Genomic DNA, 13,970 nt, shown 5'->3' with positions numbered 1-13,970 from the left:
ATGAGAATTTTTCCCAACAGACATAACCTGTCAATCCCCTAAGTTAAACTCCCTTATCCCTATCATTTCTAACTGTTTGTTATTGAGAGCAATACGTTATGTTTCAGACCAACCGAAAATATGACCGCATGGCTGTGCGACTCTCTGCACTGATTGCCCGCTTAATGGCGGGCGAAAGTCTAGTGCTCTCATGTTTAGCCCAAGAGTTCAATGTTTCTGAACGCACGTTACAGCGCGATTTACGTGAACGCTTGGCTTATCTGGGGGTAGAAGGTCGGCAAGGTTGTTATCGCTTGCCTATCAATACGCTAAAAGCTTATCGAGACAAAGATGTTCTGACCTTTGTGAAACAGATTGGGATGACTCGATTGTTTCCGGGGCTAGACAGCCGCTTACTGGGATTGCTGTTAACTCAGCAGCCTCATGCACCTTGTTTGATTTGGCATCACGCCCATAAGATTTCGGCTTTACATGCCGACCATTTCTATCAATTGGTGTATGCCATTACCAGTAAGCAATCTATTAGCATACTCACACCTGAGCGTCGTTTTAATCCGCTACAACCCTATCAACTGATTTACCGTGAAGGCCAGTGGTATTTATTGGCGGAATACCACCAGCAAGTGCATGTCTTGTTGTTAGAGGATATCCAGCAAGTTCAACCACTCAATACCCCCTTCACACCGAAACACACAGTGATGCAATTGTCACAACAAAACAGTTTTATCGCAGCCTTACCGCATTTTCGATTGATATCACAATTACTTACCTCTCTTCCATCACACAAAGAAAGGAGCCGACCATGACGTTATTAGCCCCACTAGCATCGCATCCAACCCATTGCCCTCACTGTTCTTCTGAACAAGATATCATTGCATGGGGCACGGGCTGGATGTGCCGCGATTGCGGTCACGAATGGATCATGCCTATTCAAAATCACCCTCATACCGTGAATTCATCATCACATAAGGAAGCTTAAAAAATATGAACACCGTTTCACACTTACAATTGGGTTTAGAACGCATCGCTATTGTTATCAGTATTTTGTTATGCCTTTGGATCACTGGCGTATTGTTAACACACTTCCAGCTTATCGCTCTCATCATGAACCCGTATGGGATCACATTGATGTACTTCGTTTTATATATTTCGGCTTTGCTTATCCCACAACTCTTGGCGCAATTAGGCTTGTGGGTTTTAAGTGCCTTTAAGGGGATTGATTATAGAATCCATTTCAACCCCAAATTAATTGCCATTATCTCTACCATCATTATCGGATTAGCCCTCTCTAGCCTACTGATTATCATGTCATCCGGTTGGCTATACGGTTTTACTGAAGGTATCGCCACCACGATATTGCTGGTTGATTTGCTTATCGCCACTGGTATTGCCTTTTATCTTCATCGACGAATTCGTCACTGGGTTTCAGTGCGGCTAAATCGTCAACCATCACATTAAACATGATCAGCAATTTTTGTTGTGGATACCTTATTCACCATTCACCCGATAACCATCGAATACGCCATATCAGGGAAAACCAAGCACCCATTAGACGGTGTTCATCAAGCGTCAATCTGACGTTTCTATTTATATTGATAGGAATTTATAATGAAAAAATATGTATTTGTGACTGCATTAGCTTCACTGTGGTTGATAACATCACCAGCCTCTGCCACCAGCCAGCCCCCTAAAAATACCATTTGGGAATATAAAGGGGATGGCGGTAAAACCTTATGGCAAGTGTGTGGAAGCCAAAACAACACCTGTAGGATTGTGGGCTCAACCAAGCATTATGTTGCTGTACTGAATCATAAATCCGCGTCAGGCTGTGCATTTGGTGATTTTTATATCGTGGCAAGAACTGATGGAAATTGGCAACAACGCGATACGGGCACTTGTAGCCCTAACGCCTATGTCCAAAAAGGGACGATTAATAATGGTCAGTACTCTTCGGTCGATATTGGTGTTGGCGGGACGATTGTAGCTCGTTATCCCATTGGGTATTGGAGTATGCAAAAAGAGTTCTCAGGTAAGAACCGACCGCGCTGGAAAGAAAAAGACCGTACTAAAGGCGGATTGCAAACCTACCAACAATAAATCTATATTCTCGCTGCCGTCAATGGCGGTAGCTAGGACGATACAAGATAACTAAAGGTAACGTAATGAATAAGATAAAGAGCATTTTTGCGATGAGTTTATTGGCAGTCAGTACATTTAGCTTGGCTGAAGAACAACAGCGTTATGCGAGCATCACACATACCAGCTCAAACTTTATTAACCAAGGTTACTGTGGTTACTCATTTACCCTCGATAATGGCGGTAACCATATGGTTCTAGCCCATGCGGAGTTTGGTGCGCTTGAGTTAACGCTACGAATGAAAGATGGACAAGGAAAAGTATTAGGGGATGCAGTACTTGAAGTTGAACCTTTTGGCGATTCTAGCGCTACTCGTGTTACGTTTGCAGGATTGGAAATTCCGTGTGAGGATGTTGCTGAATTTGAAGTGGTTAAAGCGGTGGAAGATCAAAACGGTCGTAAGGTTGAATTACCACTATCCATCTTTGAGGCCAATAATCCAGAGTTGGCGAAGATGTCGATTTCAGGGAAGTAGAAAAGCTTAGGCATTATGATAGAAAAATAATTGTTGGTATATTTGTTGGTATAAAATTTATCGAACACGATATTTTCATTATAAAACAATGTTAATTGGCTTGTGTTTGAATCCTGTAGGGGCCATTCTCAAGTATTCCAAAGTCTACAATAGTCTATAAAATCCTTATAAAACCAGCACTCACAAGAATCTATAGCATTTCAAGGTCTAGCCACGTCTATTGAAACCTACATATATGTGGGGGCATAATTGGGGGCATTATCCCGTTCAATGAGAATTGATGCCCCCTCAAATAAAGCTAACAGCCAGACAAGTAGGGCTTCCAAGCCAAAAGATAAAGCTTATAAACTTTTTGACGGTGGTGGCATGTATTTAGAAGTTGCTCCGAATGGCTCCAAGTATTGGCGCATGAAATACAGATATGCTGGCAAAGAGAAAAGGCTAGCTTTAGGTGTGTATCCATCAATATCACTCGCACAAGCTAGGGCTAAAAGAGAAGAGGCCAAGCGCATATTGGCGTTAGGTGATGATCCATCTTTGGTAAAGAAAGCCGAAAAGCGAGAAAAAGAGTCTCAGATTAATAATAGCTTTGAGAAAATCACGCTTGAATGGCATGACTATAAAAAGCCTAATTGGTCAGAAGGCTATGCTGATGATTTATTGGAAGCCTTCCAGAAAGATATCTTTCCTTATATCGGTAAAGTTAGTATTACGGAAATTAAGCCACTGGATATGCTAGAAGTGCTTCGGAAATTCCAAAAGAACGTATGAATATACCAATAGATAGTGTAAGTGCAAATAAACTCAATTGATAACACGTGTACGGGTTACCCTTCATTAAAATAAGTGTTAACTTTCTAAGTATTGGGTCGTTGATATATTTGGCTTTTTTACGAAAATAAAAATATAGCGAATCATATAAATAGGCCAAAGTGCAATAGCATACCTAGCTAAAGGTTTACCACCAATAATTGCAAATGGGATAGGTATGAAAAAATATCGTCATAGCAATATTATCAATTTTTCGAAGATATTATCTCGTTGCATAATCTTGTTTGTTTAAGGTGTAACGGCTTAGTTTTTTCCATGATATAAACCTATACGATTTAACTGCGGGATTGTATCATCAAATACTTAGATAAGATGATGAAAATAATTTTTTACAGTGTTCACTATCGATTAGGATTGTGATTGAAAAAATGAAACGACCATATTTATGGATTCGAATTATTCTTTTTGCCGAGGAAGTAAACAGACTGATAATAAACCCAAGGAAATAAAATGGGCATCTATATTTTGAAGGTTATCCCTAAAGAAATTGATTATATTCCCACGACAGAACAACAAAATAAAATTGTTGATTTTTTAGCTGGTTACGACGTTGAAGCAGAGCATATTGACCATGAGGTGAGTCATGGCATTCAATGCCATGCGAATCCTTGTGGTCACGATGTCGTTGCTTGTCCTCATTGCCAAAAACCAATAACACTCGAATGGATATGCGATATTTTGAGTGAAATTTATGATGAGAATGACATGGAATTTCATCTCAATGACCTCTCTTCGCTTCGAGAGGCGCCATGCTGCCAAACATTCATTTCACTGGATAACCTTAATTTCACTAAAACAATAGCCTATTCTATTTATAATGCGGACTTTTGGGGAAAAGACACATGGAATAAAATGGCCGCAGAATTCCCAGAAAAGCTGGATAATAAATTAAGTGAATACATTGGTTTTCCAGCAGAAGTCCTGATGATCCGGATGTGAAAACGCCACACAGATCATCAGTGCTCAGTTTATAAACTGCGCTCTAAATCTTTGCGATATGGCAGTGCAGTCATGGCACCTTTGGCGGTTGTCGCTAATGCGCCACAAGCTTGAGCTTGCTCAATGATCACGCCAAGAGTTTGTTCATCACTCGGTAATCCATGAACGGCTAATCCTGCGAGTAAACCTGCGACAAAAGCATCTCCTGCGCCTGTGGTATCAACGACCATAACAGGTCTTGCTGAAAAATGACGAACTTTACCGTTCCAATACACCATGACGCCATCTTTACCTAAAGTGACCAGTAAAAGTTTTAAATTATAGCGATTAGCTAGTATTTCAATACCTTGATGTAGGTCGAGTTCACCACTAATAAACAATAATTCTTCTTCTGATAATTTAGCGACGGAAGCGAGTTCTAAGGCGCGATGTAAACATTCTCGAAGTAAATTACTATCTTGCCATAAATCCGTACGGATATTAGGGTCAAAACTTACCATGCCGCCAGCATTGTGGATTTGTTCCATGGCTAAAAATGTTGTACTGCGGCTTGGTTCTGCACTCAGAGCAATCGAACAAACATGTAGCCATTCATTGGCTTTAAACACGGGTAAATCGGTTGGTTCGATAAATAAATCTGCGCTCGGACGAACCATAAATGTAAAGGTGCGTTCACCGTCCTCATCCAATTCGACAACCACGGTTGAAGTTCGGTGCTTGGGATCCCGTTTCATATAGGTAGTATCAACGTTCTCTTGCTGTAGTGTACGTTGCATAAATTTACCGAAGGGGTCATCGCCGACTCGTCCAATAAAGCCACTACGACCTTCTAGACGAGAAATTCCTACGGCCACATTTGCAGGAGCACCACCCGGTAATTGTAATAGAACACCGGGTTTTTCAGGTATTAAATCAATAACGGCATCCCCAAGAACCCATACTTTTGCTGTCATGTGTATTTTTCCTAAATCAGTTTTTATGGCATGGTGCCAACGTGTGTTACTTGCGAGTATAACAACCAATTATCAGTGAAGGGATTCGGAACCTAAGGCTTACGTGATAATCATCACAAACCCATTATGTTAACGTTAACAATTGTGATTAACATCGCATAATTGGGTCAGTAACACTTTCAATCTACTGCCATTACGCCTAACAATGAGTGCAATTTCATCAATGAGAATTTAGGTATGGGAAAGATAATAGGAGCAACTCGGCACGCTTATTTTATCCTTAGCGGCTTGCTATTCACCTTTTTTTGGACATGGTCATCTGCGTTTTCGCTGGTCTCTCTTTGGCTCAGTCAGAAGGTGGGCTTAAAGGGGACGGATACGGGAATTATCTTCTCGGTGATCAGTTTAACCGCATTCTGTGCCCAGCCACTTTATGGATTTATCCAAGATAAGCTTGGATTACGCAAAAACTTACTTTGGTACATTGGTGTGATGCTGGTGATCAGTGGTCCATGGTTTATTTTTGTTTGTACTCCATTGTTACGTTGGAATATTTTCCTCGGATCAATCAGTTTAGGCGTGTATGTCGGGGCAACGTTTTTCGCTGGGATAGGGGCTTTAGAATCTTACACTGAGCGTGTAAGTCGAATTGCGGGATTCGAATATGGTCGAGCGCGCATGTGGGGATCATTGGGATGGGCTGGAGCGACATTCTTCGCCGGTATCTTATTCAATATTAATCCAAATTATAATTTCGCGATGGGATCGGTATCCGCATTAATTTTCATCATTTTATTATGGAGATTAAGTGATGTTCGTCCTCAAGCGATGAATGAGCTGGAATTTGGTAAAAGTAATGCACTAAAACTGTCAGATGCCTTGGGGTTACTCAAAATGCGTTCATTTTGGTCTCTGGTCGTTTTTGTGTGTGGCGTCAGCGTCTATAACGTATATGACCAACAATTCCCAATCTATTTTGCCTCACTATTTAGTGAACAAAGTCATGGTAATGAAATGTTTGGTTACCTGAATTCACTGCAAGTTTTTCTAGAAGCAGGCGGCATGTTTTTAGCCCCATTCTTAGTCAACCGAATTGGCGCCAAGAATGGATTACTCCTCAGTGGATTTGTAATGGCGCTACGTATCTTAGGTTCGGGTTTGGCAGATGACACCATTACGATTTCTTTCATGAAATTACTTCATGCCGTTGAACTTCCTATCCTACTGATATCTTTATTTAAATATATCACTACAGTTTTCGATAAGCGTTTATCTGCCACGATTTATCTCGTGGGCTTCCAGTTTATTGCCTCACTGTGCGCCACGGTGCTATCCCCATTAGCTGGGATCAGTTATGACCGGATTGGCTTTGCGGATACCTATATGATTTTGGCGGGTATTGTCTTTACGTTAACCATTATTTCTTGTGTGCTGCTGAAATCTGAAAACAGCTCAAAAGTTCACAATGTCAGTATTCAGAAAAAAACGGTAGAACTATGAAACAGAAACTTCAAACTGCGCAATTAGCGCTCGAACAACTCCAAGCTCATCGCGGCGATGAATTTTATCCCTCTTTTCATTTAGCGCCACCGGCAGGGTGGATGAATGATCCCAATGGCTTAACTTGGTTTGCTGGGCACTATCATGCTTTTTATCAACACCATCCTATGAGTGAAGATTGGGGTCCGATGCATTGGGGGCATGCAACAAGTTCCGATATGGTGCATTGGCAGCATCAACCTATCGCTTTAGCTCCCGGTGATGAATATGATCGCGATGGCTGTTTTTCTGGCAGCGCAGTTGATGATAATGGTGTGCTTTCCCTGTTGTACACCGGACATGTTTGGTTGAAAGAACCCGGAGATGATAGTGGTATTCGTGAAGTTCAGTGCCTTGCAACCAGTGAAGATGGAATCCATTTTGAAAAGCAAGGTGTTGTTCTGACACCGCCAGAGGGCATCATGCATTTTCGTGACCCTAAAGTGTGGCAACAAGATGGATATTGGTGGATGGTGATTGGTGCTCGAGATGCTGCCGATGTAGGGCAAGTTTTATTGTACCGTGGTACATCCCTACGTGATTGGCAACTTGAGCGAGTACTTGCTCACTCCGAATTTGGCGATAGCTACATGTGGGAATGCCCTGATTTCTTCCCTTGCGGAGACCATCATTATTTAATGTTTTCTCCGCAGGGTAAAAAAAGTGAAGGTTATCAATATCGTAATCGTTTTCAATGCGGTGTGTTGCAAGGTCACTGGCAGCCAAATAGCGCATTTGCACTGACATCGACATTCCATGAGTTGGATCATGGGCATGATTTCTATGCACCACAATCTTTTACAACGGAAGATGGTCGTCGAGTGATTATGGCGTGGATGGATATGTGGGAATCGCCTATGCCTTCTAAGCAAGAAAAATGGGCGGGTTGTTTAACATTACCCCGTGAATTATTCGAACGTGATGGCAAACTTTGCCAGCGTCCGGTGCGTGAGGTTGAATTATTGCGCCAACAAAGTACACCTATTGTTGCTCAATCAATCACTGGAACGGAGGTTTTATTTAAAGATGCCCGTAGTGTTGAGCTAGAAATCACGTGGAATATCCAAGATAGTCAGGCTGAGCGCTATGGGATGTGCTTAGGAAATGGGCTTGAATTATATGTTGATAATCAAGCTGAACGGTTGGTTCTGTGGCGTCATTATCCTGAATATGGTTTGGATGGTTATCGTAGTATTCCTTTGCCAAAAACTGAGCTTCTCAAGTTAAGAATATTTATCGACTATTCTTCTATTGAAGTCTTTGTGAATGAGGGAGACGCGACGATGAGTAGCCGAATTTACCCGCAGAGAGACCAGCGCCAGTTAGCGCTATTTTCATTCCATGGAAAAGCCATTCTAATGGAAGGGGCATTAAGGCTACTGGGATTATCCGATACCGAGCTAGATGTATAAAAATATCTAATTTTATTGATTTTAAAGGACATCTCAGGGTGTCCTTTTTTAATTTTTAACCTTATTCAAATAATAAAATCAATTATTCTGTATTAATTAATTTTAATTATTATTAATCTTGATTATTTACGAATGGAAATAATTTGCAAACGAGATTCGTTATCATATATACTTTTTTCGACTTACCAAAAATACTCAATAAATAAATTTAAGCATCACTTCACCTTGGAGAAGATCGCAATATGTTGAAAAAAATGTATTTTTTACGTAATAAGACTCGTTTAATTACATTGGCCTCATCGCTTATTGTTACCTGCGCATTGCCAGCGATGGCAAAAGATTCCCTGACTTTGTACACCACTCGCGAACCTGGATTAATCCAGCCGCTTCTGGATGCTTTTACGAAAGAAACCGCCATTGACGTGAATACTGTCTACATTAAAGATGGCATGTTAGAGCGTGTTAAAGCGGAAGGTAAAAATTCTCCAGCGGACTTATTAATGACAGTTGATGCTGGGAACTTAATTGATTTAGTTGATGCGGGTGTGACGCAACCGGTTCAATCTGAAGTATTAACTGAAGTGATCCCTGCTTCCTTACGTGATAAAGATAACCAATGGTTTGGCTTATCGATGCGTGCCCGCGTCTTGTATGCAGAAAAATCCATGCCATTAAGCAGCATTACTTATGAAAACTTAGCCGACCCACAATGGAAAGGTAAAATCTGTATTCGTGCAGGTCAACATCCATACAACACAGCGTTAGTTGCAGCGATGATCGCCCATGATGGTGAAGCGAAAACTGAAGCTTGGTTACGCGACGTGAAAAATAATTTAGCTCGTAAAGCAGCTGGTGGTGACCGTGATGTTGCTCGCGACATTCTGGGTGGTATCTGTGATGTGGGTTTAGCGAACTCCTATTATGTTGGTCACATGAAAAATGCCAAAGAGGGCACTGATGCCCGTCAATGGGGTGATGCAATTAAAGTGGTTCAGCCAACCTTCACCAATGGTGGCACTCACGTCAATATCACTGGCGCAGCGGTTGCTCGTAATGCACCACATAAAGAGCAAGCTGTGAAATTGATGGAATATCTGGTTTCAGTTCCGGCTCAACAGCTGTATGCACAAGCAAACTATGAATATCCAATCCGTAAAGGGGTTCCTTTGGATGCCACGATTAATAGTGCGATTGGTGAAATCAAAGTTGATAACATCCCACTGACTGAGATCGTTAAATACCGTAAACAAGCTAGCCAGTTGGTAGATAAAGTTGGATTCGATCAATAAAACAGGCTTATCCAATCAGCGTGGCGCCTTCGGGTTGCCACGTTTTGGTTTTTCGCCGTTAAGTATTTGTGTTGTGGTCATTACGCTTGGCGTGATGACCCCTTTATTATTTCTATTATGGCTTGCCGCAAGTTCGGGTGTCAGTCATTGGGAACACTTGCTGAAGTACGTATTACCGGACGCGACATTCAATACCCTGATGTTATTACTTGGTGTTGGCGTGTTGGTCATGGTTATCGGGGCAGGCTGCGCTTGGTTAGTCACGGCATTTGATTTCCCGGGAAAACGGCTATTCAGTTGGGCATTATTGCTTCCCCTTGCCATGCCTACCTATATTGTGGCATTTGCGTGGCTTGATTTACTGCATCCCATCGGCCCGATTCAAGAAGTTATTCGCAATTTATTAGGCTATAGCGGCCCTCGAGAGTTTAGGCTTCCTGACTTGCGCTCCATGACGGGGGCTATTTTATTATTGGGGCTGGTGCTATATCCCTACGTTTACCTCACCATGCGAGCCATGTTTATGAGCCAGCCAGCGCATTTATTGGAGGCCGCTCGTACTCTCGGATTGAGCTCGACAGGAACATTTTTCCGTGTTGCTCTACCCATGGCTCGTCCTGCGCTGGTGGTTGGAACGAGCTTAGCGCTACTCGAAACCCTCAATGATATCGGTGCTTCAGAATTCCTAGGTATCAACACCCTGACAGTCACGGTGTATACCACTTGGGTAACTCGTTCAGACCTAGCGGCAGCAGCGCAAATTGCGTGTTCGATGTTAACAGTGATTATTTTGCTGCTGGCCTTGGAATATTATGGACGCAAGAATCAACGTTATAGTACCGGTCGGCAAATGCGAGGAATTTTACCGACTCGGTTAACGGGCGTTCACGCGTGGTTGGCGACCTTATGTACTTTACTGCCCGTATTATTAGGCTTTGTTGCGCCGGCGCTATTTTTAGGCTGGGAAAGTATCAAGCGACTCAGCGATAGCATGGAAATCTCTACCAGCCTCCTACAATCATTACAAAATTCATTATTATTAGCGATGGGCGTGACCGTCGTGGTGACGTTGGTGAGTTTGATTGTGGCATGGTATGCGAGATCAAGTGCAATTTCTGGAGGCTCTCCAGAAACTCGACGTACATTAATGAAAGTGGCTTCACTGGGGTATGCCGTTCCGGGAACGGTGCTGGCTATTGGATTATTAACGCCGGGGATGGCATTGGATAATGTGTTGGCTGAATTATTCAATTATCGGGGCTTACCGTTGCTTTCGTCGGGAATTTTGTTAGTTATCTGCTGTTCTATCCGCTTTATGGCGATTTCGATAGGGGCGATTGATGCGGGATTAACCCGAATTCCACCGAGCATGGAACAAGCGTCAAGATTACTCGGAGAAAGTGAATCCAGAACCTTTTTCCGCGTACATTTGCCCTTGCTGCGCCCAGCATTAGTGACCAGTGCTTTATTGGTGTTTGCTGATGCGATGAAAGAGCTGCCAACCACATTGCTACTCCGTCCTGTTAACTTTGAAACATTGGCAACCTCATTGTATGCCGAAGCAGCACGAGGCACCTACGAAGAAGGAGCTATTGCTGCATTATTGATTGTATTGGCAGGAACGCTTCCCGTGATATTACTGGCGCGTAGTCAATTATCTTCATCCAAGTCAAAACAACAATAACTATAAGGAAGTCTCAAGGTGTCAGACACAATGTTAGTTCTTGATAATGTGCATGTCTCTTATGGGAGTAAACATCAACGTAATCATGTCTTGAATGGCTTTTCTTTGCACATAGGGGCAGGGGAAATTGGCTGTTTACTTGGTTCTTCTGGATGTGGTAAAACGACGGCATTACGTGCTATTGCTGGCTTTGAACATGTAGAGCAGGGCACGATTTATGTGGGCGGACGCTGTGTGGCAGGGGATGGAATTCATCTTCCCCCAGAACAACGTAATGTGGGCATGGTGTTTCAGGATTATGCGCTATTTCCTCATTTAACCGCGGCGCAGAATATTGCTTTTGGTTTGAGAAAACAGCCGAAAGAATATCAACATGCTCGGGTACATGAATTACTAGATTTAGTGGAGTTGAAAGAGCTGGCGGGTCGTTATCCTCATGAAATGTCTGGTGGACAGCAGCAACGTATTGCTTTAGCACGTGCCTTAGCGCCTCAACCTGCAGTCTTGCTTCTTGATGAACCATTATCGAGTTTAGACCCAGATAGCCGAAAACGTTTAGGGCAAGAAGTCAGAGATATTTTACGTGAAGCGGGACAAACTGCGTTGTTAGTGACCCACAGTGAAGATGAAGCGCAATTGATGGCAAGTAAAATCAGTTATCTGAAAGACGGACGATTGATATCTGAATCGTAAAATAACCATGCCGCTCAACGCGGCATAGTTATTGTTCAATTAGTTAAAACAAGTTTGTGCCCAGCGTGCTAAACCGGCGGTCACAGAACCGAAATCATCCCCACGAACAATCGGAATATTTGGCAACTGCTGTTGGATTGCCTTATGTAGGATTGGTGATCGCGCGCTTCCCCCAGTGACAAAAATCGCATCTGGCTGTACACCCCCCTGAATTACCGCTTCTTTGACTAATTCAATCATTTTGCTTTTTGGTGATTCAATGGACTCCACCATTTTTTCTCGACTGATATTCGTCTCCAGCAGCTCTTTGGCTAAAGGGATTTGGGCTAAATAGTTGAGATCATCGGATAAGGCAATTTTAGCTTCTTCTGCTTTACGTACAATGCGATATCCCAAGGTTTGGTGGTAAACCTCAAGTAATCGAGCGATAAGTGCTGGCTCTGCGGCATCTTGCTGTAAACGGGTTAACGCTGTCAGGTTTGGTCGAGAATAAAACTCTTTTTGGGCTTCGACATTATTAATTGCAATAGGATTCCAAAATTGTAGCAGCGGCATTTTAATTCCAGATTGGTATTGGCTTTCCATACCAAACAGCTGCATGAGTTGTTTTAGTGCAATAAAGATATCGAGGTCATTACCACCCACACGTTGACCACTGTGGGCTAATAATGATTGAGTGCGGTCGTGGCTACCACGATAGCTTGGTCCCATCTGAATCAATGAGCAGTCGGTAGTACCGCCACCAATATCGACCACCAGAATGACTTGGTCTTGTGATAATGTTGCTTCATATTCCAATCCGGCTGCTACGGGTTCAAATTGAAATTCGATATTTTTAAATCCAGCCCGCTTAGCTGCCTTCATTAGAATGGCTTCTGCCTGCTGGTTAGCTAGCTCTCCACCGCGACCATGAAAGTTAATTGGGCGACCGATAACCGTATCGAGGATCTCTTGCTGGGTTGTCGCTTCTGCGGTGCGCTTAATATTCGCCATCATGGCACAAACGAGGTCTTCAAAGAAACTGACTTGTGTTTCATGAAGACCAGAGGCACCAAGGAATGATTTTGGGGATTTAACGTAATAAACATCCCGAGGGTCGCGTAGGTAAAGTTCCAATGCTGCCTGGCCAAAGACGATATCTTCAGGAACTAACTCAATGCCTTCCTCTTGGTTAAAGGCGATAGAGCGGCGTAAAATTTGCTGACCAATTTGGTCACTTGGAGAGATATTCAGATGACGAAATAAATGTTCAGAGACAGACTCTCTTGTCGGCGCACAAAGGGTTGATGGGATGTAAAAGTGATTTCCTTCTAACGGTAATAGTTGAGGATTTCCCTCTTTCATCATTGCGACAGAACAGTTAGATGTGCCGTAGTCAAAACCAATAAACATTTCGCCTCCAAAATTTAGGGTGCCAAGAAAAAAGTGGAAAACTGTATATCAAGCACAGCTGAATTGCTATCTGAACCGCATGTTTATTTTTGAGATTAAGCAAACTAGAAAGAATGAGGGCATGAATAATGGCAAGATTAGCTAATCAACCCAGTAATCACTTACTGGGGGAACTAATCATATTCTGTTAAGTATTAATTTTTATTTCTGACAATTTTTATTCCAGATAGAATTAAATTCATCAAGAGGAAATTCTATTCCCTCTCTCTCTAATAATGGAATAGAGACAATATTTCGGCCATCTTGGTGTTGATAGGTTTTTACGATAAAGCGGTGGTAATTATAGGTGTTTCTAGCGTCAAAAACGAGAACCTGACCGCAGACATACCCCAAGATACCATGATCGAGAGTTTCTCTTATTTCATGGTATTTAACGTCTTTAAATTCCACAGTTTTGGGATAATCTAAAAGATCCTCAACAGCAGCCTGTGATTTTTTGACAATATCTAAGTCCGGTGTGTAGTTAACCATCACCCCCGCTAAAAAAGCGCTACCCGCAATAAGCGTATAGACTAAGAGTGAAAACATCTTATTTTTCATAATATTGATTGTTCTAAATTAGAATA

At 42.4% G+C, this 13,970-nt stretch carries 15 protein-coding genes; 12 read left to right on the top strand and 3 right to left on the bottom strand.

Features of this window, described 5'->3' with window-relative positions; all coding sequences use genetic code 11:
• The first annotated feature begins 98 nt into the window (after positions 1 to 98).
• The 7 genes from PR761_RS13625 (at position 99) to PR761_RS13595 (ending at position 4,382) form a co-directional block, all read left to right on the top strand.
• On the top strand, positions 99 to 806 hold the full coding sequence (locus PR761_RS13625; RefSeq protein ID WP_154610669.1) for a helix-turn-helix transcriptional regulator: 708 nt from the start codon (positions 99 to 101) through the stop codon (positions 804 to 806).
• A complete protein-coding gene (locus tag PR761_RS13620) occupies positions 803 to 979 on the top strand; it encodes a hypothetical protein (protein WP_195848282.1) in 177 nt (58 codons plus the stop codon). Before PR761_RS13625 ends, PR761_RS13620 begins: the two co-directional genes overlap by 4 nt.
• A 5-nt stretch (positions 980 to 984) precedes the next feature.
• Positions 985 to 1,458: a hypothetical protein gene (locus PR761_RS13615; protein ID WP_154610668.1), complete on the top strand. Its 474-nt coding sequence runs from the start codon at positions 985 to 987 to the stop codon at positions 1,456 to 1,458.
• 150 nt (positions 1,459 to 1,608) lie between these two features.
• Positions 1,609 to 2,097, top strand: a complete 489-nt coding sequence (locus PR761_RS13610) for a hypothetical protein (protein ID WP_154610667.1) — start codon at positions 1,609 to 1,611, stop codon at positions 2,095 to 2,097.
• A gap of 65 nt (positions 2,098 to 2,162) precedes the next feature.
• The gene (locus tag PR761_RS13605; RefSeq protein WP_154610666.1) at positions 2,163 to 2,612 is read left to right on the top strand and encodes an IrmA family protein; all 450 of its coding nucleotides are present in this window, start codon (positions 2,163 to 2,165) and stop codon (positions 2,610 to 2,612) included.
• Positions 2,613 to 2,882: 270 nt separating this feature from the next.
• Positions 2,883 to 3,383 carry a tyrosine-type recombinase/integrase gene (locus PR761_RS13600; RefSeq protein ID WP_154610700.1) on the top strand — a complete coding sequence of 167 codons (501 nt, stop codon included), beginning with the start codon at positions 2,883 to 2,885 and terminating at the stop codon, positions 3,381 to 3,383.
• A 510-nt stretch (positions 3,384 to 3,893) separates the two neighbouring features.
• Entirely contained in the window at positions 3,894 to 4,382 is a 489-nt protein-coding gene (locus PR761_RS13595) for a hypothetical protein (RefSeq protein WP_112837243.1), read from the top strand.
• A 29-nt stretch (positions 4,383 to 4,411) separates the two neighbouring features.
• On the opposite strand, the gene PR761_RS13590 is transcribed toward PR761_RS13595, so the two are convergent.
• The gene (locus PR761_RS13590) at positions 4,412 to 5,335 is read right to left on the bottom strand and encodes an aminoimidazole riboside kinase (protein ID WP_112837242.1); all 924 of its coding nucleotides are present in this window, start codon (positions 5,333 to 5,335) and stop codon (positions 4,412 to 4,414) included.
• Positions 5,336 to 5,572: 237 nt separating this feature from the next.
• On the opposite strand from PR761_RS13590, the gene PR761_RS13585 reads away from it, so the two are divergent.
• From PR761_RS13585 to PR761_RS13565, 5 genes are all read left to right on the top strand, one after another.
• Positions 5,573 to 6,835, top strand: a complete 1,263-nt coding sequence (locus PR761_RS13585; RefSeq protein ID WP_006815086.1) for an MFS transporter — start codon at positions 5,573 to 5,575, stop codon at positions 6,833 to 6,835.
• A complete protein-coding gene (locus PR761_RS13580) occupies positions 6,832 to 8,286 on the top strand; it encodes a glycoside hydrolase family 32 protein (protein WP_154610665.1) in 1,455 nt (484 codons plus the stop codon). Before PR761_RS13585 ends, PR761_RS13580 begins: the two co-directional genes overlap by 4 nt.
• A 254-nt stretch (positions 8,287 to 8,540) precedes the next feature.
• A complete protein-coding gene (locus tag PR761_RS13575; RefSeq protein ID WP_039855440.1) occupies positions 8,541 to 9,575 on the top strand; it encodes a Fe(3+) ABC transporter substrate-binding protein in 1,035 nt (344 codons plus the stop codon).
• Positions 9,559 to 11,259, top strand: a complete 1,701-nt coding sequence (locus PR761_RS13570) for an ABC transporter permease (RefSeq protein ID WP_006815083.1) — start codon at positions 9,559 to 9,561, stop codon at positions 11,257 to 11,259. The genes PR761_RS13575 and PR761_RS13570 overlap by 17 nt, the downstream gene beginning before the upstream one ends.
• 18 nt (positions 11,260 to 11,277) lie before the next feature.
• Complete coding sequence (locus tag PR761_RS13565) at positions 11,278 to 11,952, top strand: ABC transporter ATP-binding protein (RefSeq protein WP_039855165.1); 675 nt, start codon at positions 11,278 to 11,280, stop codon at positions 11,950 to 11,952.
• Between the two features lie 39 nt (positions 11,953 to 11,991).
• Here the strand turns inward: PR761_RS13565 and yegD are convergent, their stop codons facing one another.
• On the bottom strand, positions 11,992 to 13,344 hold the full coding sequence (gene yegD / locus PR761_RS13560) for a molecular chaperone (RefSeq protein ID WP_154610664.1): 1,353 nt from the start codon (positions 13,342 to 13,344) through the stop codon (positions 11,992 to 11,994).
• 201 nt (positions 13,345 to 13,545) lie between these two features.
• Positions 13,546 to 13,932, bottom strand: coding sequence for a hypothetical protein (locus tag PR761_RS13555; RefSeq protein ID WP_223844705.1), 387 nt, complete (start codon positions 13,930 to 13,932; stop codon positions 13,546 to 13,548).
• Positions 13,933 to 13,970 lie beyond the last annotated feature (38 nt).

The sequence above is a fragment of the Providencia sp. PROV210 genome, from assembly GCF_028479445.1.
Lineage (GTDB): Bacteria > Pseudomonadota > Gammaproteobacteria > Enterobacterales > Enterobacteriaceae > Providencia > Providencia rustigianii.
The sequence above is the reverse complement of the archived record's forward strand: the minus strand, read 5'-3'. Positions and strand labels throughout refer to the sequence as shown.